Genomic DNA, 26,673 nt, shown 5'->3' with positions numbered 1-26,673 from the left:
GGTTTACAGATACGTAAGTATTTAAATTTTTAGATGATTAAACCTTTTTAAAGACTTTTTACTGCTCTTTTAAATTGACGCCCTCTGTCTTCATAATTATCAAATAAATCAAAACTAGCGCAAGCAGGAGATAATAAAACCACTTCTCCTCTTTCTGCTAACTTATGAGATACTTTTACCGCTTCTTCGGCTCCGGCAGTTTCAACAATAATATCTACTACATTACCAAACGTATTTTTAATTTTTTCATTATCAAGACCTAAACAAACAATTGCCTTTACTTTTTCTCTAACCAAAGGCAATAAATCATTATAATCATTCCCCTTGTCTACACCTCCAACGATCCAAACTGTGGTTTTATCCATGCATTCTAATGCATAAAAAGTTGCATTTACGTTCGTTGCTTTAGAATCATTGATATATTCTACATCCTTGACCTTTGCAACATTTTCTAAACGATGTTCTACACCTTCAAAATCTTCTAAACTTTCTTTTATAACTTGTTTTCTAGCCTTTAATAATTGCGCAGCCATACTTGCTGCCATAGCATTTTTTGTATTATGTTTTCCTTTAATTGATAAAGTTGATAACGGCATGTTAATTAGGTCTTTATTAATGTTGATGATTATATTATTATCTTTGATATAGGCTCCATATTCCAATTCTTTTTCAAGCGAAAACGGAACTAATTTTGCACTTGTTTTATTTTCTTTTAACCAATTATTGATTACAGGATCATCTGCATCATAAATTAAATAATCAGTTTCTTTTTGATTCTTTGTGATTCTAAATTTTGAGGCAATGTATTTATCAAAATCATACTCATAGCGATCTAAATGATCTGGTGTAATATTGGTTAAAATTGCAATGTGACTTTTAAAATTTTCTATGCCATCTAACTGAAAACTACTTAATTCTAAAACATAATTCTCATACGTTTCCTCAGCAACTTGTTGTGCAAAACTATCTCCAATATTCCCAGCAATTCCAACACTTAATCCCGCTTTTTTTAAAATATGATGTGTTAATAATGTTGTGGTTGTTTTTCCATTTGAACCTGTAATCCCAATAATTGTTGCATTTGTATATTGTGCTGCAAATTCAATTTCCGAAATAACCTTTATTGAGTTCTCCATCAATTTTTGAACTATTAAAACTTTTTCCGGAATCCCCGGACTTTTTACCACTGCATCAGCATTTAAAATCTTACTTTCTGTATGCTGATTTTCCTCAAAATCAATTTCATTATTTAAAAGAACTTTTTTATATTTATTTAATATTTTGTTGTTATCTGAAACAAAAACTTCGTACCCTTTTCGTTTTCCTAAAATTGCAGTCCCTACTCCACTTTCTCCTCCTCCTAAAATCACTAACCTTTTCATCTATCTCAATTTCAAAGTAACAATTGCGAAGACCGCTAAAAGAATTCCAACAATCCAAAAACGAACAACAATCTTACTTTCATGATAACTCAACTTTTGATAATGATGATGTAAAGGCGCCATTTTAAAAATACGTCTACCTACTCCAAATTTCTTCTTTGTGTATTTAAACCAAGAAACCTGCATGATTACTGAGAGATTTTCTACAACAAAAATTCCTGCTAAAATCGGCAACAATAACTCTTTACGAATTGAAATTGCGATTACCGCTATAATCCCTCCAATTGTTAAACTTCCTGTATCTCCCATAAAAACTTGAGCAGGATATGTATTGTACCACAAAAACCCAATTAAAGCTCCTGCAAATGCCAAAATAAAAACAGTCATTTCTCCAGAATTTGGGATATACATTACATCTAAGTAATCAGCAAAAATTATGTTACCAGAAACCCAAGCAAAAACAGCTAATGTTATTACAATAATTGCTGATGAACCTGCTGCTAAACCATCGATTCCGTCAGTTAAATTTGCTCCATTGGAGACTCCTGTAACAATAAAAACAGTGATAAAAATGAAAACGATCCATCCATGTTTTTCATAACCTTCACCCAAAAAACGCAACGCTTTTGAATAATCTAATTCGTTATCTTTTAAAAACGGAACGGTAGTTTTGGTAGATTTGTGAGCCTCACCAAAAACTTTTTTCCTTCCATTCTCTTGCATAACTTGCTGCTGCAGTGGTAATTGTTCTTTAATCGTAACTCCATCATTAAAATATAACATTGACCCTACAATCAGCCCTAGACCAACCTGACCTAAAATTTTAAACTTCCCTTTTAAACCATCTTTATCTTTTTTAAACACTTTGATATAATCATCTAAAAAACCAATAAAACCCATCCAAAATGTAGTGATTATCAAAATCACAATGTAAATATTATCTAATTTCGTTAATAAAATTACAGGAATTAACGTTGCTAGAATAATGATAATTCCTCCCATAGTTGGAGTTCCAGATTTTTGTTTCTGCCCCTCTAAGCCTAAATCTCTAACCGTTTCTCCTACTTGTTGTTTTTGCAAAAATTTAATAATTCTTTTACCAAAAATTGCTGAAATCAATAAAGACAAAATAAAAGCTGCTGCTGCTCTAAATGTGATAAATTGAAACACACTTGCACCTGGAAAACTAAATTGACTTTCTAAATATTCGAATAAATAATACAGCATTTTAGTTCTTTTTTAATTGATTAAAACAGTTTGTTACTTCTTCTAAATCATCAAAATGAGAGCGAACTCCATTCACTTCCTGATAATTTTCATGTCCTTTTCCAGCAATTAATATAATGTCCCCAGTTTCTGATAGTTTACAAGCTGTTTTTATTGCTTGTCTTCTATCTAAGACGGTTAATGTTTTTCTATAGTTTTCAGGCGAAACACCATCTTCCATTTCATCTAAAATAGTTTGAGGGTTCTCGGACCTAGGATTATCTGAAGTAAAAATTGCCTGAGTGCTTAATTGAGATGCAATATGCGCCATTTTTGGTCTTTTTGTTGCATCTCTATCACCTCCGCAACCGACTACAGTAATCACTTTTTCGTTTCCTGTTCTAATATCATTAATCGTTTCTAATACGTTTCTCAAGGCATCAGGAGTGTGAGCATAATCAATAATTGCCGTGTTACCTTCCTCAGAAATTACATATTGAAAACGACCACTTACACTTTCTAATTGACTTACAATAGTTAGAATTTCTAATTTTTCTAACCCTAATAAATCTGCAGTTGCAATAATTGCAGTTAAATTATAAATATTAAAAACGCCAATTAATTTAGTCCAAACTTCAGTTCCATCGACAGAAATTAAAGTTCCAGAAATTTGCTTTTCTAAAATTTTCACTTTATAATCTCCTACTGTTTTTAGAGCATATGTTTTCTTTTTTGCTTTGGTGTTTTGCAACATAAAGTTGCCATTTTTATCATCAATATTTGTCAAAGCAAAAGCCGATTTTGGCAAAGAATCGAAAAATGATTTTTTCACATTTCTATATTCGGCAAATGTGTCGTGATAATCTAAATGATCATGAGAAAGGTTTGTGAAAATTCCACCAGCAAATTTTAAGCCTTCTGTTCTTTTTTGATGAATTCCATGAGAACTCACTTCCATAAAACAGAATTCTACACCAGCATCTAGCATCATATCTAAATACTTGTTAATCGCCACTGAATCTGGAGTTGTATGCGTCGCTTTAAACTCAACTTCATCAACTAAAACTTTAACAGTAGAAAGCAATCCAACTTTATAACCAGCTTTATAAAATAACTGATACAATAGCGATGCAATTGTTGTTTTCCCATTGGTCCCTGTAACTCCAACTAAAGGAAATTTAGTTGAAGGATTTTCATAAAAGTTAGAAGCCATAACCGCCAGAGCAACATTCGCATCATCAACTTGCACATACGTAATTCCTTCTTTTATATCCGAAGGAAAAACTTCACAGATAATTGCAATTGCACCTAAAGAAATCACTTTATTTATAAACAAATGACCGTCAACAGAAAAACCTTTTTGAGCAATAAAAACATCATTTTTTTCAATTTTCCTAGAATCGAAAACAAGTTGATTTACATCAATATTTGTAACTCCAAATACTTGGTTGATTGCAACCTTATATAATATGTCTTTTAAATTTTTCAGTTTACGATAATTTTAAAATAATGGTGGTTCCTTTCACTAATGTTTCTCCCTTTTTTATCGATTGATATTTTACTTTTCCCACTCCAGTAATCTTTACTTTCAAACCAATATTTTCTAATAGAGAAACGGCATCCATACCAGACATTCCTTGAACATTTGGTATATATGTATGTTCTTTATTAATAACTTTAGTATATTTTTTATATTGATTTACTATACTTTCAAATTCAACTTTATCTTTTACAGATTGATTATCTATAGGTGTTGTGGTGTAAATTTTTTGAGCAATCTCTTTAAAGATTGGCGCTGCAACCGTAGCTCCATAATAACCTTTCTTTTTATTGGGATCATGCACAACTACAATACAAGAATATTTAGGTGCTTCTGCCGGAAAAAAACCTGCAAAAGAGGCCACATAACGTTCTGTTGAATAATGACCAGAAATAGTCTCTCCTTTTTCATTTTTATGTCTTGGAATATATTTTTTTGCAGTCCCTGTTTTTCCTGCCATAGAGAAATTAGAAGAATAGATATTCTTTGCAGTTCCTCTAATAACAACATTTTCCATCACTTTTCGAATCTTCTTTAAAGTTTGATCAGAAGCAATTTTAGAATTTACAATTTCAGTTTGAAAAATTTTCTCTATTTTATCTTGTCTTCTTAATTCTTTTACAAAGCGTGGTTTTACCATGACTCCATTATTTGCAACGGCATTATAAAACATCAATGTCTGCATAGGCGTAACAGAAACTCCATACCCCCAAGACATCCATGCCAGAGAAATTTTACTCCATCTTTTTTTATCTTTAGGGTTAGGGATATAGGGCAATCCCTCACCTTTTATTTGAAAACCAATTGGTTTTTTAAATCCGTATTTTTCTAGTTTACTTATAAATTTTCCAGGGTTCTGGTCATAATGTTCCCTTATTAATTTTACGATTCCGACATTGGATGAAACCTCAAAAACTCTCGCGGCAGAAATTTTCCCATAACCTCCTCTTTTAGAGTCTTCAACCTTTCTATTATAAATGTAAACTTTACCTTTCTCTGTATCCACCACTGTAGATGTATCAATTACTTTATCATCTAAAGCAGCCATTAAACTTGCTAATTTAAAAGTAGAACCCGGTTCATGACTTTCCCAAAGAGCATAATTCCTTTTTTCAAAATATTTTCCTTTTGAGGTTCTCCCTAAATTAGAGATTGCTTTTATTTCGCCCGTTGCAGTTTCCATAACCACAGCACAACCATGATCTGCTTCAAAATATTCTAATTGACGTAACAAGGCGTGATGCGTAATGTCTTGAATATTTACGTCTATTGTTGTAATGACATCGTGACCATCGATAGGCTCTTTTTCATTGACATCTGAAATTGGTTTCCATTGATTTTTTGCAATCTTCTGTTTCCAACGCAAACCATTTTCACCTTCCATAAAATCAGCAAAAGCACCTTCTATTCCAGCTTCACCTCTAAAATCATCATAACCAATTGTACGTTCTGCAATTTTACCAATAGGATGCGCACGAACAGTTTTATGCTCTGCAATAAATCCTCCCCTATAAACTCCCAATTTAAAAATTGGAAATTTTTTCATTTTTAGATAATCATTATAACCTACATTTCTAGCAATTAATAAATACCTATTTCGACGTTTTTTTGCTTTTCTTAATTTGTTTTGATAATACTCTGGAGAATTGCCAAACATCTGAAACAATTCTTCTGATAAAGCCATAAAATTATTCTCGAAGACATTACTGTTTACAGCAACAACATCCATCCTTATTGTATATTTAGACATTGAAGTCGCCAACAAATTACCGTCAGCTGCGTACACATTTCCTTTATTCGCTTTGATGGTATCTTGCTTTATAGTAAGTTCTGTTGCAAGTTTTTTATACTTTGCTCCTTGAGCATATTGAATATTTACAACCCTAAAAATAATAGCCAATAAAAAAAGCGTCATAAAACCAGCTACTATGTAGAATCTGGTAAGTATGCTTTTTTTGTGAGTTGCCAATATATTAATCTTTATAGGTTACTTTTATTTTTTTTGGTGGTGTTTCGGATGGTTTTAAACCTCTATCCTTCGCTTTTTTTCTGATACTAGACTCCATTTTCATTCGCATTAAAACGGTACCTGTATCTACATACTCTGCTCTTAATTCTCTTTTCCTCTTATTTAATTCTGATATTTTAATCACTTTTTTATCAGCATTATGAGCACTTGAAATCATAATTAACAGCAGTGCCACGACAAAAATTATAATTCGCCAGTTTTTGAAAGCTGATTCATCTGTAAGAAAACTCCCTCTAAAAAAATCATAAACTCCTTTTTTAACCTTTGACATAACTAACTGTTTGCTTTGGACCTATAACTTCTCAAAGTCGCTATTCTTAATTTCGCACTTCTAGCTCTATTGTTTATTTTAATTTCAGCCGCATTTGGAACAATTAATTTTCCTACTTTTTGCATAGGTTCGTTAGAATTACCAAAAACATCTTTCTCTAACTCACCACTAAACAAACCTGTTCTAATAAACCTTTTTACCAATCTATCCTCTAGAGAATGATATGAGATTACACTTAACCTTCCTTCCTCTTTTAAGAGGTTAGGCATCTGTCCTAAAAATTCTTTTAAAACATCTAACTCTTCATTGACTTCAATTCTAATGGCTTGAAATATTTGTGCTAAAATTTTATGCTCTTTTGCGTTTGGCAAATACTTTTTCAAAACTTTTTTCAACTGAAAACTAGTTTCAATTTTTTCTTCCTCTCTTTCTTCGACAATAGTCTTTGCGATATTTCTGGAGTTTCTTAACTCTCCATACAAAAACAATATCTCCGCTAACTTCTCTTCAGAATATTTATTTATAATTTCTTTTGCTGAAGTTTTAGATTTTTGATTCATTCTCATATCTAAATCTCCGTCAAAACGAGTTGAAAACCCTCTTTCGGCCTCATCAAATTGATGAGAGGAAACACCTAAATCTGCCAAAACTCCATCAACTTTTCTAATTCCATAAAACCTTAAAAAGCGAGAGATAAATCTAAAATTTTCAGGAATCAATACAAAACGTTCATCATCAATTAAGTTTCCTAAAGCATCTGGATCTTGATCAAATGCAAACAATTTCCCTTCATTTCCAAGTCTTTTTAAAATTTCCCTTGAATGTCCTCCACCTCCAAAAGTAACATCCACATAAACACCATCTTCTTTAATGGCTAGCGCATCTATACTTTCTTGCAATAAAACTGGATTATGATAATTCATTTTCATCCGTATTTCCCATTACCTCTTCAGCCAAATCTGCAAAATCTAAAGCTGCAGCATCAATTGCTTTTTCATATTTATCTTTATCCCAGATTTCAACAATATTTACTGATGATGACATGACTACTTGTTTTTGTATTCCTGCAAAATCACATAAATCTTTAGGAATTAAAATTCTACCGGTAGCATCTAACTCAACCATTCTAACACCCGCTGTAAACCTTCTTATAAAATCGTTATTTTTCTTTTTAAATCTGTTTAGTTTATTAACCTTCTCCATCATCAAATTCCACTCTTGCATTGGATACAATTCTAAACAAGGCTGAAAAACAGCTCTCTTAATAACGAAACCATCTTGTAACACCGAAGACAATTGCTTCTTGAAAGCTGATGAAAACATCACTCTTCCCTTGGCATCTGCCTTACATTCATATGTTCCAATTAAATTTATCACTCAAAAAAATTATCAATATCAAAAATATATAAAAATTACCACTTTTTACCACATTTTACCACATTGTTAATAAGTATTAAAAATCCTCTATATTTACACCCCTTTGAAAATTGTAAAAAGCCTTAGTAAACTGATATTGAAATCAATTATATATTATAAAAAAAAACTATCTTTGCGTTTACAATAAATCAAACATAAATCAATGACGGATAAGTTAAAAACTGAAGGTGGTTTCACCTATGCTGAAGCTGGAGAAGGACCTACAATCATTGTTTTACACGGACTAATGGGGGCTTTAAGTAATTTTGGCGCAACTTTTAATTATTTCTCCAATAATGGATTCAAAGTTTTAATTCCTGAATTACCACTGTATTCTCTGCCTCTTATAAAAACAAATGTCAAAAATTTAGCCGCGTTTTTAAAAGATTTTTTAGAATATAAAGAAATAGATAACGCCATTCTTTTAGGAAACTCATTAGGAGGTCATATTGCCTTATATTTCACCAAACATTATCCTGAAAAAGTAAAAGCACTTATACTTACTGGAAGTTCTGGTTTATATGAAAAAGCAATGGGTGATAGTTTTCCTAAACGAGGAAATTATGAATACATTGAACAAAAAGCACAGCAAGTTTTTTACGACCCAAAAACTGCCACTAAAGAATTGGTAGATGACGTCTATGAGACTGTAAACGACAGAATGAAAGCCTTAAAAACTTTATCTATTGCCAAAAGTGCCATCAGACACAATATGGCCAATGACCTGCTACATATGCAACAACCTGCTTGTTTAATTTGGGGAAAACAAGACGGAGTTACACCTCCTGAGGTTGCTGAAGATTTTAATAAATTATTACCAAATTCAGATTTGTTTTGGATTGACAAATGTGGCCATGCTGCAATGATGGAACAACCAGAAGAGTTTAATACTATTCTCCATAATTGGTTAACTTCTGGTAATATTTAAACTTTTGCAGTAAAGAATTTCAACAGCAAAGAACTTTTTATAATGAAAATAAAATCTGCAGAATTTGTGATGAGTAACAGTAATGTTACAAAGGCACCTAAAGACAGAATTCCTGAATACGCTTTTATTGGACGCTCTAATGTTGGCAAATCCTCATTAATAAATATGCTAATGGAGCGAAAAGATTTAGCAAAAATATCAGGAAAACCAGGAAAAACTCAGCTCATCAATCATTTTAGAATAAATGATGAATGGTTTTTAGTAGATTTACCAGGTTATGGGTATGCTCAAATCTCTAAAAAGAAAAGAACTATTTTTCAATATTTTATAGAGAACTACTTTAAAGAAAGAGAACAATTAGTTTGTACCTTTGTTTTGATTGATAGCAGACATGATCCGCAAAAAATCGATTTGGAATTCATGCACTTTTTAGGCGAAAACCAAATTCCTTTTTGCCTTGTCTTTACCAAAGCAGATAAACTAGGTAGCTCTAAATTAAATAAACAAATTACTTCCTATAAAAAGAAATTACTAAATTCTTGGGAAACTTTACCGATGACTTTTCTTACTTCTTCTTCCACTAGATTAGGTCGTAAAGAATTTTTAGATTTTATTGATAGCGTAAATGAGGATGTTGCAAAAGATTTTAAATAATCGCTCATGCATTCTACAAAAGAAAACTTACACGTTTTATTTGAAGACAATCATATAATTATTGTTAACAAACGTTCTGGAGATATCACACAAGGCGATAAGACGGGTGATAAACCTTTAAGCGATGTTGTAAAAGAATATGTTAAAGTCAAATACAACAAAGCTGGAAATGTTTTTTTAGGAGTTGTTCATAGATTGGACAGACCCACTTCTGGTGTTATTATTTTTGCAAGAACATCTAAAGCATTAGAACGTTTAAACAAAATGTTACGTGATAAAACAATTCGTAAAACATATTGGGCTATTGTAAAAGGCACTCCAAAAAAAGAAAAAGATACTTTAATAAATTTCCTGAAAAAGAATCCTAAGAACAACAAATCTTCTGTTTACAACAAAGAAATTACGGATTCTAAAAAAGCAATTTTACATTACAATGTCATCAAAAAATTAGATAATTATTCCTTAATAGAAATTGATCTAGAAACTGGAAGACATCATCAAATTAGAGCTCAATTATCATTTATTGGCTTTCCTATTAAAGGAGATTTAAAATATGGCTTTAATAGAAGTAATAAAGACGGAAGCATACACTTGCATGCTAGAAAAATAGTGTTTACTCACCCTGTTTCTAAAGAAGAGATTTCTATTATTGCACCTGGTCCTAACGAAGTAATTTGGAACGCTTGCAAGTAATTGGTATATTTAGAAAATAATTCTTCTTTAAATAATGAAAGCTTTCAAATATTTTTCAATATTCGTCGTTCCTTTTTTTGTATTCATCTCTTTCACCTGTAAAGGCTGGCTTACCTATATACCTGCTATTATTTTGTTTGGTTTAGTCCCTCTTATAGAATTTATGATAAAACCCAACAAGGTTAACTTCAACAAAGAAGAAGAAAAAATTGAAAAAGAAAACAAGTTGTATACCTATCTCTTATATGCTACTGTATTTGTACAAGTGCCCTGTTTAATATTTTTTTTATACGCAATACAAGAAGCAAATTTAACAAATTTAGAAATTTTTGGACGTATATTTTCTATGGGAATCATGTGTACAATTATTGGTATAAATGTTGGCCATGAATTAGGGCACAGAAACAATAGAATTGATCAATTTATTGGTGAAATTTTATTACTCACTTCGTTAAATACTCATTTTTTACCTTACCATAATGGAGGGCATCATTATAATGTTGCAACTCCAAATGATGCTGCAACTGCAAGAAAAAACGAGGTATTATTCACGTTCTGGATTCGCTCTCATTTCTCAAGTTACATTGAAGCATGGAAACTAGAAAACAAAAGAATGATTCAAGAACAAAGAAGCTGGTTTCATCATCAAAATAGAATGGTTATTTATTCAATTTGTAATGTTGTATTTTTAAGTTTGATTTACTTTTTCTTTGGAAAAACAGTCCTACTATATTTTATAGCTGCTGCGGTTATTGGAATTGCTTTCCTTGAAACTGTGAACTACATAGAACATTATGGCTTGCTCAGAAAAAAGAATGAAAATGGTCGTTATGAAAAAGTAAAAAGAAATCATTCTTGGAATTCAGATCATCAAGTTGGACAAATTTTGTTGTTCAATTTATCACGTCATTCAGACCATCATTATAATGGATCAAAACATTATCAACTTTTAAAAACAGTACCAGAAAGTCCCCAAATGCCAACAGGATACCCAGGAATGATGTTACTTTCGTTCTTTCCACCTCTTTGGTTTTGGTTGATGAATAAAAAAATACAAAAACTCTCATAAATTTTATGTCCCAAGAAAAAACAGTATCTGAGGCTATACACTATAGACGTTCAGTAAGAATTTACGACAATGAAAAATCAATAGATAAAACCATTGTTAAAAAATGTATTGAACAGGCTTCTTTAGCCCCGAACAGTAGCAACATGCAATTATGGGAATTTTATCATATTACATCCAAAGATATTATAGATAAGATTGCGCCATTTTGTTTTAATCAAAATGCAGCAAAAACAGCTCAACAATTAGTAGTTTTTGTTGTTCGAAAAGATTTATGGAAAAAGAGAGCCAAAGCTAATTTAAGCTTTATGGATGCTAATTTTGGCGCAAATAATCCGAAAACAAAACAAAGTAGTAGAGAAAAAGTAGCAAGAAATTATTATGGAAAAATAATCCCTTTTGCATATGCAGATTTTTTAGGAATTTTGGGTTATTTTAAATTCTTAATGACTCTTATTATCGGCCTTTTTAAACCTATTTACAGGGAGGTTAGAAAAAGTGACATGAGAATTGTTGCTCATAAAACTTGTGGTTTAGCCGCCCAAAACTTTATGCTCTCAATGGCGGCAGAAGGTTATGATACTTGCCCAATGGAAGGATCAGATACTTGGCGAATAAAAAATTTACTTGGCTTGCCATTTGCCTCAGAGGTAAATATGATTGTTTCTTGCGGAATTAGAAAACCTGAAGGTGTTTATGGTGATCGATTTAGAATTCCTTTTGAAGAAGTTTATAAGGAAGTATAGAAAAAATGAAAAGCTAAAACAACTTTAGCTTCTCATTAAATCAATCATTTTTTAGGCTTCAAAACCAGCAAATTTTTACTTCTTTCGATTTCAGATTGATTAATTTTCATTTTCACAAACTCACCATTCAAATATTTTTGAGCTTGGTCTTTATAATGTTTACTAAAGACCCTGCCAGATTGACCTGTAGGCACAATTGCGAAACTATTTTCTACATCTGAGAAATCCACAACCCTTCTGGTTGAAGGCCCCGCTTTCACTTTATAAACACCCGTAGAATCAATATCGTAAATTTGATTATTAATTACTTGATCTCCTCCAGCGGTTACAAAAGGACCTACATTAAAATATTTTCTTAAACCTGCAACTTCACCAACTGCATGTTTATATTCTACAGAAATAACTCTTTTCCATGTCCAATCTTCAACATTCCCTCCTAATTGGTTTTGTAAGAAAGCAAACGCATTTTTAAAAGATGTATTGATAATATCTTCTTTATTTTCAATTTTATCCTTGGTCATAATATTGTCCCACCAAACAGAATTCACTCTTTTTGCTTGCACTGGTAATATCTTCTCTATGAAAGGCGTATTCGCAAACTGACTGTAAGATTTTCCCATTTCATCTGCAAAAGTGTTTTTCTGAAACTCATATACCATTCGATTATAAATTACAGGTCCAACTTCTTCTATCTCAAAATTACCTTTCCAGTTTTTTAAAAAATAAATTGCTTTTTTCTCACTCACAGACAAATCTCTCTGATTTATTGATTTTATAAGATCAGCAATAATAATTGGTGCATTTGGAGAAGTAACATCGAACATCATTTTTGCAACATCTTCCTTGGTCCAATCATTTTTTGGCTCTAACAAATTGACAATTCTTTTACCTCTATCTTCATTTAAATAATATCCAGGATATAGCATTCCTGCAACAGAATCTGGCTGATTGTTTGCAGAATACACATAATTCCACCTTGGATTTACCGCTTGCGGATTTTCTTCAAAATCTAAATACCCTAGAATTTCATCCTTTCCAGAAGCTCCATCTAAATAGGTTTTTGTGTATAAAGAATCTCTATAAGTATATAATTTTCCGGAAGCAAACCAGGCAATATTATTTTCCGCATCACCATACATCATATTTAAACCTGGTGCATGTAATTTACTGGCTCCTTTTTTAAATTCTGATAAATTATTAGCATGAGAAATCTCATAAGCTACATCCAAAATTTGATTTTTACCTTTAGTATAAATCCATTGCATAGCAATTGAACGCTCATCATCTAAATGATCAATAATTCCATTCATTACAGGTCCATGCTTACTTACTTTTATCTCATAAACACTGTCTTTTCTATCTTTAATTTTAATACGTTTTTCAATTAATTTATAATCTATAAATCTATTTTCTGATGTATATTGATTTCTGTTTTCGGGATTTTCTTGTTCCACATAAAAATCTATATCATCATTTTCAAACATCGTTAAACCAAAAGCGTAGTCTTTATTATGCCCTAAAAGTGGAAAAGGAATTAGTGCTAAATGAAATCCATACATTTCATAATCCGGAGTTGTTACATGCGCTTGATACCAAACTGATGGTTGGGAAAAACCAATATGAGGATCATTAGCAAAAATCACCTTTCCATTCTTCGTTTTGTCTGCTCCAATAACCCAAGAATTACTTCCTATAAAAGGCGATATTGGCAAAACATCATACAAATCATTTATAGCTTTTGCAAAACGCCCTGTTAATGCTGCATTTTTCTCATTTTTAATAATAGTCAGGTTTTCAGACTCTCCTCCTATTAATTCTTTAAAGTAAGTATCTCCTAATTTCTCATTCACTTCGGTTAAAAGCGGATCTGTTTTGTGCGCTATTGCAAAACTAAAAGCCATATAACCAAATACGTTATACATATCTTTTAATGTATAATTTTCTTTTTCTACACCAACTAAAGTAAACTCTAAAGGTGTTTTCCCTTCTTCTATGTATTGATTTAACCCATCTAAATAGGCCATTGCTAATTTATATTTTGGCGAATTTTTATCCAAATTAGCGATGGTTTTCTCTGACGCTTCTTCAATTCCTAAACCAGAAAAAAGTTTGTCTGTTCTTATCAATTTTTCTCCAAAAATTTCTGACAATCGTCCAGAAGCAATTCTTCTAATCAATTCCATTTGCCACAACCTGTCCTGAGCATGCACATATCCTAGCGCCATATAAGCATCTTTTTGATTTTTAGCATAAATATGCGGAACACCAATATCATCAAAATAAATACTTACTTCTTCAGATAAATTTTTAATTTTAATCTCATCATTATAATTTGGGTGATATGTTTTTGAAAACAACCAAACTCCAACTATGAACAGTACTAATAATCCAATAATAATTTTTAGAAGTTTTTTAAAAAATTTCATTTGAAAACATTTTATATAACCAAAGATAAAAGAATAATATCGTATTTTTGTTTTGTTCATAGAAATCTGACTCATGAAAAAAATTCAAATGGTTGACTTACAAAGTCAATATCAAGAAATAAAACAAACTGTAGACAATTCTATACAAGAAGTTCTTAACTCATCTACTTATATAAATGGACCTTTAGTTAAAGAGTTTCAAAAAGATTTAGAAGAATACCTAGATGTAAAACATGTAATTCCTTGCGCAAATGGAACCGATGCTTTGCAAATTGCAATGATGGGTCTTGGCCTAGAACAAGGAGATGAAGTTATTACCGTAGATTTCACGTTTGCAGCCACAGTAGAAGTAATAGCACTTTTAAAACTGACTCCTGTTTTGGTTGATGTTGATGAAAAAACGTTCAATATAAATATTGATGCTTTAAAAAGAGCGATTACTCCAAAAACTAAAGCAATTGTTCCTGTTCATTTATTTGGACAAGTTGCAAATATGGATGCTATTTTAGAAATTGCAAAAGAGCACAATCTATTTGTAATTGAAGACAATGCACAAGCCATTGGGGCAGATTATACTTTTAAAAACGGAACAAAACAGAAAGCTGGAACGATAGGACATGTAGGAACAACCTCTTTTTTTCCATCAAAAAACTTAGGTTGTTATGGAGATGGTGGAGCAATTTTTACAAATGATGATGAACTTGCTCACACATTAAGAGGCATTGTAAATCATGGAATGTATACACGTTACTATCATGATGTTGTTGGTGTAAATTCTAGATTAGATTCTATTCAAGCAGGCGTTTTAAAAGCCAAACTACCTTTATTAGATACTTATTGTGAAGCCAGAAGAAATGCTGCGCGTTTTTACAATACAGCTTTTGCTAACAATACCAATATTATTACACCCACAACAAATGCTTGTGGAGAAATTTGTGCTACTTGTAATTGCCACGTTTTTCATCAATACACATTGCAAATCACCAATGGTAAACGTGATGAATTACACAAGCATTTATTAGAAAATGAGATTCCAAATGCCATTTATTATCCTGTCGCTTTGCATTCTCAAAAAGCCTATGTTGACGACAGGTACAAAGAAGAAGATTTTCCTGTAACCAATAAATTGATAAAAACGGTAATTTCTTTGCCTATGCATACAGAATTAAATAAAGAACAACTAAGTTTTATTACACGAACAATTACAAATTTCTTAAAATAAAAAAAACAACACACCCCTAAAATGAAAAAAATATTAGTAACAGGAGGCTTAGGCTTTATAGGTTCTCACACTGTAGTAGAACTACAAAACAAAGGTTTTGAAGTAGTAATTATAGATAACTTATCTAATACCACAATTGATGTATTAGGTCAAATTACAGAAATTACTGGAACAAAGCCAGACTTTCATCAGATAGATCTGCGGATTAAAAACGATGTAAAAGATTTTTTTAAGAACAATCATGTTGATGGTATTATACATTTTGCTGCTTATAAAGCTGTTGGTGAAAGTATGGGCGAACCTTTAGAATATTATGAAAATAATTTTAACTCATTAATTTATTTATTGCAAGAAATGAGAGACAGAAAATTAGATAATTTTATTTTCTCTTCTTCTTGCACAGTATACGGACAAGCAGATAAACTACCTATAACAGAAGAGGCACCAGTAAAAGCAGCAGAATCTGTTTATGGAAATACAAAACAAGTTGGTGAGGAAATTATTAAAGACACAAGCAAAGCACATAATATCAATGCAATTGCTTTGCGTTATTTTAATCCTATAGGTGGTCATCCATCTATAAAAATCGGAGAATTACCTCTTGGAGTTCCTCAAAATTTAATCCCATTTATCACACAAACTGCAGCAGGAATGCGTGAAGAATTATCTGTTTTCGGTAATGATTATCCTACAAAAGATGGAACTGCAGTTCGCGATTATATCGATGTTGTAGATTTAGCCAGGGCACATATTGCAGCTTTAAGAAGGCTTATCGATAAAAAAAATAAAAAATCTTTTGAATATTTTAATGTTGGTTCAGGTAATGGAAGTTCTGTTTTAGAAATTATTAATACTTTCGAAAAAGTAAATAATATAAAACTAAATTATAAAATTGTTGGAAGACGTGAAGGTGATGTAGTAGTTGCTTTTGCTGATACTGCAATTGCAAATAAAGAATTGAATTGGAAAACAGAAATAAGCCTAGAGAAAACTTTAGAAACTGCTTGGAAATGGCAACTAAAGCAAACTGTTTAAGATTTTAAATTCTTTTTAATGAATTCATTTAATACCTCAAAAGTCATTCAGCTTTTGAGGTTTTAAATTTTTTAACAATCTAATTTTAACCCTTTACAGGAACAGAAACAATTGTATTTCCCCAACCTAAATACATAGTTGTACTATCTCCTTCACCATCAAAAACAATAGAAAATGCTTCAATTAATTTTTCTGATTTTGAGAATTTACCACTAACCCTTGCTACATCTTGTTCTTGTTTATAAAAATAAGAACCCCAAATATTTTTATGGTTGCTTAAAATAACCGTCCAATCTCCATCTGTAGGAATCGTAAACAGTGTATATGTACCCGCTTTTACTTCTTTATCTCCAAAAGTTACGTCTTTATAAAATGTAATTTCTGCTGCTTCATTTGCACCTGTTCTCCAAACTTTATCATTTGGAACCAATTTATCTAAAGACCTGCCTTTTAATTGAGGCCTACTATAAACTACTTTTACAAGTTTATTAGCTTCTCTCCAATTATTAGGATGAGCAGCAGCATCCATAGGACTTACATCGATTTTTGAAAATTCCTGTGCTGTAAATTCTGTTGATGAAATTAAAGTAATCGTAAAAATTATAATTGATAAAATAGCTTTTTGCATGGGACTAAATATTTAAGTTTTTATTTGTGTTCAGATTAGGAATCAAAGTTAGAAAACCTATCATTTAAAGATTACTAATATTCTGTTAAGGTTTTAATGACAGCCGCAATCAGTATTGCAATTTTTGTCTTTCTTTGTAGGAAAAACATATTTCTTTATTAAAAAAACAATAGCTAAAGCAACTACAAAATAAACAACAACTTCTTGCATTAACTTAAAATTTGATAGGTTAAAAATGATGAAATATAAGCCAACAAAGCCATCCCAAATAACTGGATTAGTGGCCATTTCCATGTTTTAGTTTCACGCTTTACAATCGCAAAAGTTGCCATACATTGCATTGCAAAAGCATAAAAAACCATTAACGACATGCCAACAGGAAAATTAAAACGCTTCTTGCCTGTATCAGGATTTATTTCTGATGCCATTTTTTGTTTAATAGTGGTTGTATCTTCATCATCTGCTTCCACACTGTATATTGTTGCTAACGTACCTATAAATACTTCCCGTGCTGCAAATGATGTTATTAATGCAATTCCTATTTTCCAATCATATCCTAAAGGCCTTATAACTGGTTCTATTGTTTTTCCAAGAGTTCCTATATAAGAATTTTCTAATTTTACGGAAGCTATTTTTTGTTGAATTTCATCTTCATTTAAATTCTGATTGTCACTATTTTCAATAACCGATTCTTCGGCATATTGATAATCTGAACCTCCATTTGAAGCCAAAAACCATAAAACAATTGACAATGCTAAAATAATTTTTCCTGCTCCGAAAACAAAAGCTTTTGTTTTTTCTACAACCTCAAAAAACACATTTTTTATAGATGGTAATTTATAGTTTGGCATTTCTACTACGAAAAATGATTTTGATTCTACTTTTAAAGTTTTATGCAAAATATAGGCAGCCAATATGGCCGACAGAAAACCTAAAGCATATAAAGAAAGTAGCACTAATCCTTGTAAGTTTAAAAATCCAAAAATTTTTTCATCTGGAATTATCAATGCAATTAAAATAGCATAAACTGGCAATCTTGCAGAGCATGTTGTAAAAGGAACTACTAAAATAGTAATCAATCTTTCTTTCCAACTAGAAATAGTTCTAGTTGCCATAATTGCGGGAATTGCACATGCTGTTCCAGAAATTAACGGAATTACACTTTTACCGTTCATTCCAAAACGCCTCATTATTTTGTCCATTAAAAAGACTACTCTGCTCATATACCCGGTTTCTTCTAGAATGGCAATGAATAAAAATAAAATGGCAATTTGTGGTATAAATATGATTACTCCTCCTATTCCAGGAATAATTCCTTCTGTCAATAAATCTGTAAACACACCACTGGGTAAATTACTTTTTGTAAAGTCTGATAGTTGCGCAAAAGTAGCATCAATAAAATCCATTGGCACGGAAGCCAAATCGAAAATAGATTGAAAAATAACTAATAAAATCAAACTAAATAATACATAACCAAAAATTCTGTGTGTGAAAATTTTATCTAATCTACCACGCAAATCTGTTGCCTTCGTCTTGTCTATTATATAGGTTTTCTTTAAAATTTTATTGATTTCTTGGTAGCGGTAAATGGTTTCTTTATGCTGATATTTCTTTAGTTTAGAAACATCTTGTTTAAATGCTAAAAGCTTCTCTTTTTCCTCTTTAGTTATGGTTTCTGGAAAATTATTTTGAGTAACCATCAGCCATAATTCATACAAAGTGTAATTAGGACTTATTTCTTTTAACTTATTAAAATAATCAGGATCAATTTTATGATTCACACCGCATAAAGGTGATGCCTTTGCTGCTACATGACAGCGTATAATTGCTTCTTTTACTTCTTTTATTCCTTCGTTTTTTCTGGCACTTATTAAAATTACTTCTGTATTTAGTTCCTTTTTTAACAGAGACAAATCAATAGAAATTCCTTTTCTATGCATTTGATCTACCATATTAATTGCCAAAACAGTAGGAATTTCTAAATCTTTTATTTGAGAGAACAACAATAGATTTCTCTTCAAATTCTCTACATCTGCAACAACTAAGATTACGTCCGGAGATTCTTTAATATCCTTTTTAAGTAAAGTTTTTAAGACAATACTTTCATCTATAGAAGTAGGATTTATACTGTAGGTTCCTGGCAAATCTGTAATAATTGCATTTTGTTTTGAAGACAATTTACTGGTTCCTTCTTTTTTATCTACCGTAACTCCTGGATAATTTCCTACTTTTTGATTTAAACCAGTCAACTGATTAAAAAGAGATGTTTTTCCTGTATTCGGATTTCCTATTAAAGCAACTTTTATATCTTTTCTAGACATTAACTATTCTCTTTTAGAATTTGAATTTTACCAGCAGTTTCTTTTCGAATCGCTAAATGACTTCCGTTAACACAGATGTATAAAGGATCTTGCAGAGGTGCTAATTGAATTAGCTTAACTTCTGCTCCGGGCAAACACCCCATTTCTAATAATTTTAGAGGAATAAAATCTAATGACTCTTCAGAAATATATCCTATTTCACCAATATGTAAAGATGCAATTGTACTCAAAGGTTTAAATTTTGGATAGCAAAGATAAGAATTTAGAATGATTCTAAACAAGTTATTTGTTGGTATATTCCTCTTTTAAAAGAGCTATATCTTTCTTCAATTTTTCCATATCTTTTTTCTCTGTGCCATCGTAATATCCCCGTAAACGTCTTTCTTTATCAACTAATACAAATTGCTCTGTATGAATAAAATCATTTTCACCTCCATCACCATCTTCAAGAACGGCAAAATAACTTTTTCTCGCCAACTCATATATATGTTTTTTTGAGCCTGTAGTTACATTCCATTTTCCATCTATAACACCTTTGTTTTCTGCGTATGTTTTTAATACAGAAACACTATCAATAACCGGAGTTACAGAATGTGATAAAAACATAATGTCATTATCATTTTTATAATATTCTTGTAATTCACTCATGTTATAAGCCATGGCAATGCAGATATTTGTACAACGTGTAAAAAAGAAATCCGCTACATAAATTTTATCTTTATAGTTTTTATTGGTAATGGTTTCTCCATTTTGATTTGTCAATTCGAAATTTGAAATTGTATGATCTTTTGTAATATGTTTTAAAGAAACATCAACCAAACTTGGATTTACATCTGCAGGATTATAAACTTTTAATTTTTTATCAACTTTTAATAAATGATAAAAAACAGGAATTGAAATAGTGGAAAAGACTATTAAAAAAATGACTGTTAGTTTGCTTTTTTTAAAAAAATTTAAATCCATTAAAAAGTATATTTGTGCAAATTTACAGCTTAAAAAACCCACAGAAAAGACAAGTAAAAGATATTTGATGTAAAACTTTTGTTAAAATAAATATCTACTTAGAATAGTTCTTTTCAAACTCTCTTTAAAAACGTACATTTGACCGTTTTTAAATTATGATTTAACGCTGAATGGAAATATTAATAAAAGCATCGCAATTTATACTGAGTTTATCTTTACTAATTGTTTTGCACGAATTGGGGCATTTTATCCCTGCAAAATTATTTAAAACTAGAGTTGAAAAATTCTACTTATTCTTCGATTATAAATTCTCAATTTTCAAGAAAAAAATTGGTGAAACTGTTTATGGTATTGGCTGGATTCCCTTAGGAGGTTACGTAAAAATCTCTGGAATGATCGATGAAAGTATGGATACTGAACAAATGGCCTTACCCCCACAACCTTGGGAGTTTCGTTCTAAACCTGCATGGCAACGTCTCATTATTATGCTAGGAGGAGTTTTTGTGAATTTTGTTTTAGGAATTTTCATTTATATCTGTTTAATGTGGGCATATGGTGAAAAATATTTGCCAAATGAAAATGTAAAAGATGGTGTTTGGGTGCAAGACTCATTAGCCATGAATTTAGGAATACAAACGGGTGATAAAATTTTAACGATTGATGGAGAAAAAATTAAAAAATTCTCTGAATTAACCATAGGATTTGTCAATGGAAATGAGTTTCAAATTGAAAGAAACGGACAAGTTGAAGATAAACAAATTCCTGAAGATTTTATATCTCAATTAGTAGAGAGAGGTAAAAATGCAGGCCCAGTTTTATTACCGCGTTACCCATTTGTAATTGCAGGTATTTCAGAAGGTTCTCCAAATAAAACATCAGATTTAAAAGCGAAAGACATAGTAATTGGGATCAATGGAAATGCTATTAAATATTTTGATGAAGCTAAAACTCAACTTGATAAATTTAAAAATGAAACCATTACAGTTACTGTAAAAAGAGGCAATGAGATTAAAGAAATTGCTGTAGAAGTAACAAATGATGGTAAATTAGGTGTTGGTCTTGGTCAATTATCTTTTAAAGATTTAGAAAAACTTGAGTATTATAAATTAGCCAGTTTTGAGTATTCTTTTGCCCAGGCAATTCCTGCTGGATGGAATAAATCTTGGAAAACCTTAACGGACTATGTAAAGCAATTAAAAAAGATTTTTAATCCAAGTACTGGGGCCTATAAAGGGTTAGGCGGTTTTATTTCTATTGGAAGTATTTTCCCTGCCGAATGGAGTGCAGAATCATTTTGGACTATTACAGCTTTCTTATCTATTATGCTTGGGTTTATGAACTTGTTGCCAATTCCTGCTTTAGATGGTGGACACGTTGTTTTTACACTTTGGGAAATGATTACCGGTAAAAAACCAGGAGATAAATTTTTAGAATATGCTCAAGTAGTTGGTTTTATTCTACTAATTGCCTTATTGATTTTTGCCAATGGAAATGATATTTTTAGGCTATTTAAGTAAAAAATTCAAACACAACCTACAAAAAGCACTTACATTCACTAAGTGCTTTTTTTTTTTAGATCTTAAAAGACGAATTAAGCCAAGAGACCCAAGTGTATTGGGTATTGCATAAATCGCATCCATATGTTTTGGTGCCTGGAATTATTTTAGTGAAGGGCTTTCTTTTTAATCTGTGCCTAGAAACAGATTTACATTTTGGACATTTTTTCATAATTGCAAAGAATAAACACAAACCAAATATATTCATTAAACCAACTTACATTAATTTATGTCTTGATTTTATTTACGAAAACGATTGATATTTTTCTAATGAAATAAACTTTTAAAAGGCTGAAGATGTTGTCAAATTTAGATTGTAAGAAACTTACAACCAACTAATTGTTATTGTTTTTAATAATATTTAAAAAGGAAGCCTTGATAAAAATATATCAAGGCTTCCTTTAATTTAGATAAATTTCTTCTTTAAAAATTATACCGTAAACCAAATAAAATATTACTTGACGGCATTGGCACAAAACCAGATTCTATATATTCTGCATCAAAAATATTATTAGCAGTTACTGTAAAACTAAACTTATTAACATCTACAATTACAGAAGCATCCCAAACATTATAACTTGAGCCAATCGCACGTTCTGCATGCTTATAAATAATATTTTGCTTTATATTTTTAAACAATTTACTTGCAAAACGAGTTATAAATTGATGTTTTAGCGTGTTTAAAGAATAACGAGACAAATCTTTATTTTGATCTAAAATATCATCATTTAAGTACGTGTAACCAAATGTTACTGTTTGCTTATAGTCCTTTAAATTGAAACTATAAGCTCCTTCAAATTCAAATCCTTGTGTATTTACCTCTGCAATATTTGTTGCTGTAAAAATACTTACGGTCGTATTCGGTCGAATATAATCTATTAAATTATCTGAATCTCTATTAAAAAAAGCAACAGAACCAAAGAAATTGTTAGTACTAAATTTTATTCCTAATTCTTGTGCAAATGCACTTTCTGGCTCTAAATTTGGGTTTCCAGAAGTTCCAGGATCTTTATAATACAAATCTGTAAAAGTTGGCACTCTAAACGTATAACCAATATTTCCGTAAGCTTTAAAGTTATCTGTTAATTGCACACCAACATCTAAACCAGGAAAAGCATTAAATTTAAAATCAGAAAAATAAGTAACTGCAACTCCTGGAGTAACATCTACATTATCCCATAAAGTAAAACGATGCTCTAAAAATAAGTTCGCCATGGTTCTATTTCTATTACCTAAATTATTACTACTAATAAAAAATCTAGAAATATCTATACCAAAACCAGTAATCCCCATTTCTGAGGTATAAGAAACATTCGCTTCTACACCCACTTTATTCGTAATGTGTAAATTCCTAAAAAAACTAGGATCGTCTCTTTTCAACAAAAATATATCTTGCCCTCTTCTCCAATAAATTCTTGGAGAAATCTTAAACTTTTCTGTTCTGAAAGTAGTTGAAACTCCTAATAAACTATTTTGAGTTTCTTCATATTCATTCCAAGCAGGATTTGTAGTGTAAAAATTTTCTGCACCAATTTTTTTGTCGAAAAAAGTAGCAAGTACTTCTATTGGTTGGTTTTTCTTGTTGAAAATTCCTTTTAAGAAATAATTGTTGTTTTCATAATCAGAATTCGTACGATAACCATCCGAATTGAGTGACCCTGCGTGCGCAATAATTGATGTATTTTCATATTCCCTACCAACCGTTGCAGAATAATTTAATTGACCGAAAGAACCAGCCTCTAAATTGATAGAAACTTTATTTAATAATTTCTTTTTAGTCACAATATTTATTGCACCTGTAAATGCATTTTGACCAAAAACTCTTGCTGCAGGTCCTTTTATAATTTCTATTCTTTCAATAACTTCAAGTGGCAAAGCTGCATTCATTGTGTGATGACCTGTCTGCGCGTCATCCATTTTAATTCCATCAATCAACAACAATGTCTGGTCGAAACCTCCTCCTCGAATATATAAGTCTGATTGACTCCCGGCAGTTCCTCTTCTTCTAATATCTACTCCTGCAACTTGTTGCAAAAGATCTGCTACATTTGTTGCTGCGCTGTTTTTTATTGCTGCTGAGGTAACAACATTTATTGTGCGTGAATTTTCTTTAAAAGGTAAGTCTATTCTAGTCGATTTTATTAAAATTGTATCTAGTTCTTGCACTTTTTTATTCTCTTGTGCAAACAAGGTCGTTTGCATCAATGCAAATGATAAAATCAATAATTTATTACGTGTCATTTTTAAAAATTATTTTAATTTAAAACGATGCAAAAGTAGTAACTTTCCGGACTATTAAACTAGTCCAGTATATAAATGATAGATAGTCCGGTTAATGCTCTTTTTAAACAACTAATTGTTTTTGACAAATCTTTGTCCACACCTGTTTATCTGCAAGTTTCACAACAAATTGTAAATACCATACAACGTGGCTATTTAATCAAAGGCACAATTCTACCAGGAACTCGTGTTTTAGGAGAGCTATTGCAGGTTCATAGAAATACAGCAGTGGCTATCTACGAAGAACTGGCCTCTCAGGGTTGGGTAGAAATAATACCGAATAAAGGCACATTTGTTTTAGAACCAGCCCTGAAAGAAGCAAAAATAAAAGCTCATTTCCAAAAAATAAATCAGGCATATACTTATGCGAAAGCAACAAGTTTTCCCTTTCAAAAATCATTTCATTTAGCATCAACTGTTCAGTTAACAAAAGCAAAATATACTATTAACGATGGTAAACCCGATTTACGCTTGCACCCAGTGCATCAGTTTACGAGGTGGTATAGTGCTAGCATGAAACGAAAAACATTAATTAAAAAATGGAACAGACCCAATGAATGTTCATATTCCATATTTCAAACTCAGCTATGTAATTATTTAAATGCAACCCGCGGTTTTCATATAAGACCAGATAACATCATTAGCACACGTAGTGCAGAAATGAGTTTGTACATCGTCTCTCAATTACTAATAAAACAAAACGATTTAGTATTAGTAGGTCATTTAAGTAATTATGCCTCTAACATGATTTTTCAACAAGCAGGTGCAACAATCAAAACAATTCCTGGGGATACGAATGGTTTGGATATTGGATATATAAAAAAACATTTCATAAAAAAAAGTATTCGGTGTGTGTATATATGTGCCAATAGAGATTATCCAACGGGAGTAAAATTAAGCGTAGAACGTCGCTTACAGTTGTTACAGCTTGCTAAAGAGTTTGGATTTGCTATTATTGAAGATGATTACGATTATGATTTTCAGTTTGAAGGCTCTGCAATGTTGCCAATAGCGAGTGCAGATGCGAACGGTATGGTTATTTATTTAGGAAGACTTGGGCAATCATTATTTCCAAGTTTTCAAACAGGTTTTGTAGTAGCTCCAGAAAATCTGATATCAGAAGCAAATAATTATCTACAATTGCTAGACCAACAAGGCGACTTAATACAAGAACAGATGCTGTCGGAGTTAATTAATGAAGGTGAAATTTATCGCCTCATGAAAAAGAACATTGTAATTTATAAACAAAGGCGCGATTGTCTATGCAAGCTCTTAACTGAATATTTTGGAGCAATTGCAGAATGGGACATACCCTCGGGTGGGTTGGCTATTTGGTTAAAATTTAAACCTAAAATATCATTAGTAAAACTGGCCGAAGAAGCCGAAAAAAATGATTTATTTCTACCACAGACTGTTTTATATCAGGATAAAAATACCTGTGCTGTTCGTTTTGGTTTTGGACATTTAGATCTATCAGAAATGGAACCTGTAATTAAAAAACTAAAAAGTACTTATCGTAAAGTAGTTCTACAATAAGAAATGAAGCAAGAAAATGATTTAACAATATAAATATGGCAATCATCGAACATTTAAATGGAATGCTTGCTAAACGGAAATTCTAAAATAAAAAATTGGATGAAATTTTGGCATTACCTCAGCAAATTTATCCACCTTAAAATTTAGAAAAACAAAAGCAATCCATTTTTCAACGATAGCTACTATTCTTGAAGCACTTGTCTGTTCGTCAGCAGATATTCTAAAATTCATGGTAAATTAATTTAAATTTCGTTTCTCAACAAAAAAACGTTTTAAAAGCTGAGAACATTCATTTTCTAAGATCCCACTAACAACTTTGGTTTTAGGGTGTAACGTAGTTTTTAAATTTCTAAATCCTCTTTCTGGTTCTGAAGCACCGTAAACTATTTTGCCAATTTGTGTCCAATAACTTCCGCCTGCACACATTTGACATGGTTCTAAAGTAACATACAATTCACAATCTTTTAAGTATTTTCCGCCTAAAAAATCTGCAGCAGCTGTAAAAGCTTGCATTTCGGCGTGCGCAGTTACATCATTTAATGTTTCCGTTAAATTGTGAGCTCTAGCAATAATTTGATTTTTAAATACGATAATTGCTCCGACTGGAACTTCCCCTTTATCAAAAGCAATTTCCGCTTGCTGTAAGGCTCTTTTCATAAAATAAGCATCATCAAAAGGTTGAATCATGTATAATATATTAATTATGTAAATTTAAGTAATTATTTTACGATAGATTTGCATTTCTTAACAGTGTGTTTTAAGAACACAAAAATGT

The 26,673-nt window shown here is 31.2% G+C and carries 24 protein-coding genes; 10 read left to right on the top strand and 14 right to left on the bottom strand.

The annotated features are described in order from the left end of the window. Window positions 1–47: 47 nt before the first annotated feature. From murD to mraZ, 7 genes are read right to left on the bottom strand one after another with little or no spacing between them, the layout of a single operon-like run. Window positions 48–1,382 (bottom strand): UDP-N-acetylmuramoyl-L-alanine--D-glutamate ligase, encoded by a 1,335-nt coding sequence (gene murD, locus BLT88_RS02970; RefSeq protein WP_091952897.1) that lies wholly within the window; start codon window positions 1,380–1,382, stop codon window positions 48–50. Next, the gene (mraY, locus tag BLT88_RS02965) at window positions 1,383–2,609 is read right to left on the bottom strand and encodes a phospho-N-acetylmuramoyl-pentapeptide-transferase (protein WP_091952895.1); all 1,227 of its coding nucleotides are present in this window, start codon (window positions 2,607–2,609) and stop codon (window positions 1,383–1,385) included. 1 nt (window position 2,610) lies between these two features. Then, window positions 2,611–4,077, bottom strand: coding sequence for a UDP-N-acetylmuramoyl-L-alanyl-D-glutamate--2,6-diaminopimelate ligase (locus BLT88_RS02960; protein WP_091952894.1), 1,467 nt, complete (start codon window positions 4,075–4,077; stop codon window positions 2,611–2,613). Window position 4,078: 1 nt separating this feature from the next. Further along, window positions 4,079–6,043, bottom strand: coding sequence for a penicillin-binding protein (locus tag BLT88_RS02955; RefSeq protein ID WP_091952892.1), 1,965 nt, complete (start codon window positions 6,041–6,043; stop codon window positions 4,079–4,081). A 58-nt stretch (window positions 6,044–6,101) separates the two neighbouring features. Next, the gene (locus BLT88_RS02950; RefSeq protein WP_036787568.1) at window positions 6,102–6,428 is read right to left on the bottom strand and encodes an FtsL-like putative cell division protein; all 327 of its coding nucleotides are present in this window, start codon (window positions 6,426–6,428) and stop codon (window positions 6,102–6,104) included. Window positions 6,429–6,430: 2 nt separating this feature from the next. Further along, window positions 6,431–7,351: a 16S rRNA (cytosine(1402)-N(4))-methyltransferase RsmH gene (gene rsmH, locus BLT88_RS02945; protein WP_091955635.1), complete on the bottom strand. Its 921-nt coding sequence runs from the start codon at window positions 7,349–7,351 to the stop codon at window positions 6,431–6,433. Continuing rightward, complete coding sequence (gene mraZ / locus BLT88_RS02940) at window positions 7,338–7,805, bottom strand: division/cell wall cluster transcriptional repressor MraZ (protein WP_036787570.1); 468 nt, start codon at window positions 7,803–7,805, stop codon at window positions 7,338–7,340. Before mraZ ends, rsmH begins: the two co-directional genes overlap by 14 nt. A 202-nt stretch (window positions 7,806–8,007) precedes the next feature. Between mraZ and BLT88_RS02935 the strand changes: the two genes are divergently transcribed. From BLT88_RS02935 to BLT88_RS02915, 5 genes are read left to right on the top strand one after another with little or no spacing between them, the layout of a single operon-like run. Further along, complete coding sequence (locus BLT88_RS02935; protein ID WP_091952891.1) at window positions 8,008–8,772, top strand: alpha/beta fold hydrolase; 765 nt, start codon at window positions 8,008–8,010, stop codon at window positions 8,770–8,772. 42 nt (window positions 8,773–8,814) lie between these two features. After that, window positions 8,815–9,426, top strand: coding sequence for a ribosome biogenesis GTP-binding protein YihA/YsxC (yihA, locus tag BLT88_RS02930; protein WP_036787574.1), 612 nt, complete (start codon window positions 8,815–8,817; stop codon window positions 9,424–9,426). Between the two features lie 6 nt (window positions 9,427–9,432). Then, the gene (locus BLT88_RS02925; RefSeq protein ID WP_091952889.1) at window positions 9,433–10,119 is read left to right on the top strand and encodes an RluA family pseudouridine synthase; all 687 of its coding nucleotides are present in this window, start codon (window positions 9,433–9,435) and stop codon (window positions 10,117–10,119) included. Window positions 10,120–10,153: 34 nt separating this feature from the next. Further along, entirely contained in the window at window positions 10,154–11,188 is a 1,035-nt protein-coding gene (locus BLT88_RS02920) for an alkane 1-monooxygenase (RefSeq protein ID WP_091952888.1), read from the top strand. A 5-nt stretch (window positions 11,189–11,193) separates the two neighbouring features. Further along, window positions 11,194–11,931 carry a nitroreductase family protein gene (locus tag BLT88_RS02915; protein ID WP_091952886.1) on the top strand — a complete coding sequence of 246 codons (738 nt, stop codon included), beginning with the start codon at window positions 11,194–11,196 and terminating at the stop codon, window positions 11,929–11,931. A gap of 44 nt (window positions 11,932–11,975) precedes the next feature. Here BLT88_RS02915 and BLT88_RS02910 read toward each other — a convergent pair whose 3' ends face one another. Beyond that, window positions 11,976–14,357, bottom strand: a complete 2,382-nt coding sequence (locus BLT88_RS02910; RefSeq protein WP_091955633.1) for a penicillin acylase family protein — start codon at window positions 14,355–14,357, stop codon at window positions 11,976–11,978. 73 nt (window positions 14,358–14,430) lie between these two features. Here BLT88_RS02910 and BLT88_RS02905 point away from each other — a divergent pair, with 73 nt between their 5' ends. Beyond that, window positions 14,431–15,579, top strand: a complete 1,149-nt coding sequence (locus BLT88_RS02905) for a DegT/DnrJ/EryC1/StrS aminotransferase family protein (RefSeq protein WP_091952885.1) — start codon at window positions 14,431–14,433, stop codon at window positions 15,577–15,579. 21 nt (window positions 15,580–15,600) lie between these two features. Then, complete coding sequence (gene galE, locus BLT88_RS02900) at window positions 15,601–16,614, top strand: UDP-glucose 4-epimerase GalE (RefSeq protein ID WP_036787586.1); 1,014 nt, start codon at window positions 15,601–15,603, stop codon at window positions 16,612–16,614. Window positions 16,615–16,699: 85 nt separating this feature from the next. Here galE and BLT88_RS02895 read toward each other — a convergent pair whose 3' ends face one another. The 4 genes from BLT88_RS02895 to BLT88_RS02875 all read right to left on the bottom strand — a co-directional run bounded on the left by BLT88_RS02895 (window position 16,700) and on the right by BLT88_RS02875 (window position 20,526). Further along, window positions 16,700–17,242 carry a DUF2911 domain-containing protein gene (locus tag BLT88_RS02895; RefSeq protein ID WP_091952883.1) on the bottom strand — a complete coding sequence of 181 codons (543 nt, stop codon included), beginning with the start codon at window positions 17,240–17,242 and terminating at the stop codon, window positions 16,700–16,702. A gap of 209 nt (window positions 17,243–17,451) precedes the next feature. Beyond that, window positions 17,452–19,563 (bottom strand): ferrous iron transport protein B, encoded by a 2,112-nt coding sequence (gene feoB / locus BLT88_RS02885; protein ID WP_091952880.1) that lies wholly within the window; start codon window positions 19,561–19,563, stop codon window positions 17,452–17,454. After that, window positions 19,563–19,793, bottom strand: coding sequence for a FeoA family protein (locus tag BLT88_RS02880; RefSeq protein WP_036787590.1), 231 nt, complete (start codon window positions 19,791–19,793; stop codon window positions 19,563–19,565). Before BLT88_RS02880 ends, feoB begins: the two co-directional genes overlap by 1 nt. Before the next feature lie 52 nt (window positions 19,794–19,845). Continuing rightward, complete coding sequence (locus tag BLT88_RS02875; protein WP_036787593.1) at window positions 19,846–20,526, bottom strand: SCO family protein; 681 nt, start codon at window positions 20,524–20,526, stop codon at window positions 19,846–19,848. Between the two features lie 170 nt (window positions 20,527–20,696). Here BLT88_RS02875 and rseP point away from each other — a divergent pair, with 170 nt between their 5' ends. Then, a complete protein-coding gene (rseP, locus tag BLT88_RS02870) occupies window positions 20,697–22,043 on the top strand; it encodes an RIP metalloprotease RseP (RefSeq protein WP_091952878.1) in 1,347 nt (448 codons plus the stop codon). 462 nt (window positions 22,044–22,505) lie between these two features. On the opposite strand, the gene BLT88_RS02865 is transcribed toward rseP, so the two are convergent. After that, entirely contained in the window at window positions 22,506–24,323 is a 1,818-nt protein-coding gene (locus BLT88_RS02865) for a TonB-dependent siderophore receptor (protein ID WP_091952877.1), read from the bottom strand. 75 nt (window positions 24,324–24,398) lie between these two features. Between BLT88_RS02865 and BLT88_RS02860 the strand changes: the two genes are divergently transcribed. Both BLT88_RS02860 and BLT88_RS14460 read left to right on the top strand, forming a co-directional pair. Then, a complete protein-coding gene (locus tag BLT88_RS02860) occupies window positions 24,399–25,898 on the top strand; it encodes a PLP-dependent aminotransferase family protein (RefSeq protein WP_091952875.1) in 1,500 nt (499 codons plus the stop codon). 112 nt (window positions 25,899–26,010) lie between these two features. Continuing rightward, on the top strand, window positions 26,011–26,139 hold the full coding sequence (locus BLT88_RS14460) for a helix-turn-helix domain-containing protein (protein WP_368086560.1): 129 nt from the start codon (window positions 26,011–26,013) through the stop codon (window positions 26,137–26,139). Here the strand turns inward: BLT88_RS14460 and BLT88_RS02855 are convergent. Next, complete coding sequence (locus tag BLT88_RS02855) at window positions 26,136–26,585, bottom strand: nucleoside deaminase (RefSeq protein ID WP_091952874.1); 450 nt, start codon at window positions 26,583–26,585, stop codon at window positions 26,136–26,138. The genes BLT88_RS14460 and BLT88_RS02855 overlap by 4 nt on opposite strands. Between the last annotated feature and the right edge of the window lie 88 nt (window positions 26,586–26,673).

It is taken from the genome of Polaribacter sp. Hel1_33_78 (assembly GCF_900106075.1).
Taxonomy (GTDB): Bacteria; Bacteroidota; Bacteroidia; order Flavobacteriales; family Flavobacteriaceae; genus Polaribacter.
This window is presented reverse-complemented; position numbering and strand designations above follow the sequence as displayed.

What these genes read in the sequence shown, in the direction of transcription:
- BLT88_RS02855 (WP_091952874.1), bottom strand. Translation starts at nt 26,585, where the DNA reads ATGATTCAACCTTTTGATGATGCTTATTTTATGAAAAGAGCCTTACAG.
- BLT88_RS02905 (WP_091952885.1), top strand. Translation starts at nt 14,431, where the DNA reads ATGAAAAAAATTCAAATGGTTGACTTACAAAGTCAATATCAAGAAATA.
- mraY (WP_091952895.1), bottom strand. Translation starts at nt 2,609, where the DNA reads ATGCTGTATTATTTATTCGAATATTTAGAAAGTCAATTTAGTTTTCCA.
- BLT88_RS02950 (WP_036787568.1), bottom strand. Translation starts at nt 6,428, where the DNA reads ATGTCAAAGGTTAAAAAAGGAGTTTATGATTTTTTTAGAGGGAGTTTT.
- BLT88_RS02875 (WP_036787593.1), bottom strand. Translation starts at nt 20,526, where the DNA reads ATGGATTTAAATTTTTTTAAAAAAAGCAAACTAACAGTCATTTTTTTA.
- yihA (WP_036787574.1), top strand. Translation starts at nt 8,815, where the DNA reads ATGAAAATAAAATCTGCAGAATTTGTGATGAGTAACAGTAATGTTACA.
- rseP (WP_091952878.1), top strand. Translation starts at nt 20,697, where the DNA reads ATGGAAATATTAATAAAAGCATCGCAATTTATACTGAGTTTATCTTTA.
- BLT88_RS02920 (WP_091952888.1), top strand. Translation starts at nt 10,154, where the DNA reads ATGAAAGCTTTCAAATATTTTTCAATATTCGTCGTTCCTTTTTTTGTA.
- BLT88_RS02895 (WP_091952883.1), bottom strand. Translation starts at nt 17,242, where the DNA reads ATGCAAAAAGCTATTTTATCAATTATAATTTTTACGATTACTTTAATT.
- BLT88_RS02910 (WP_091955633.1), bottom strand. Translation starts at nt 14,357, where the DNA reads ATGAAATTTTTTAAAAAACTTCTAAAAATTATTATTGGATTATTAGTA.
- rsmH (WP_091955635.1), bottom strand. Translation starts at nt 7,351, where the DNA reads ATGAATTATCATAATCCAGTTTTATTGCAAGAAAGTATAGATGCGCTA.
- galE (WP_036787586.1), top strand. Translation starts at nt 15,601, where the DNA reads ATGAAAAAAATATTAGTAACAGGAGGCTTAGGCTTTATAGGTTCTCAC.
- BLT88_RS02935 (WP_091952891.1), top strand. Translation starts at nt 8,008, where the DNA reads ATGACGGATAAGTTAAAAACTGAAGGTGGTTTCACCTATGCTGAAGCT.
- murD (WP_091952897.1), bottom strand. Translation starts at nt 1,382, where the DNA reads ATGAAAAGGTTAGTGATTTTAGGAGGAGGAGAAAGTGGAGTAGGGACT.
- BLT88_RS02860 (WP_091952875.1), top strand. Translation starts at nt 24,399, where the DNA reads ATGATAGATAGTCCGGTTAATGCTCTTTTTAAACAACTAATTGTTTTT.
- BLT88_RS02865 (WP_091952877.1), bottom strand. Translation starts at nt 24,323, where the DNA reads ATGACACGTAATAAATTATTGATTTTATCATTTGCATTGATGCAAACG.
- BLT88_RS02915 (WP_091952886.1), top strand. Translation starts at nt 11,194, where the DNA reads ATGTCCCAAGAAAAAACAGTATCTGAGGCTATACACTATAGACGTTCA.
- feoB (WP_091952880.1), bottom strand. Translation starts at nt 19,563, where the DNA reads ATGTCTAGAAAAGATATAAAAGTTGCTTTAATAGGAAATCCGAATACA.
- BLT88_RS02925 (WP_091952889.1), top strand. Translation starts at nt 9,433, where the DNA reads ATGCATTCTACAAAAGAAAACTTACACGTTTTATTTGAAGACAATCAT.
- BLT88_RS02955 (WP_091952892.1), bottom strand. Translation starts at nt 6,043, where the DNA reads ATGACGCTTTTTTTATTGGCTATTATTTTTAGGGTTGTAAATATTCAA.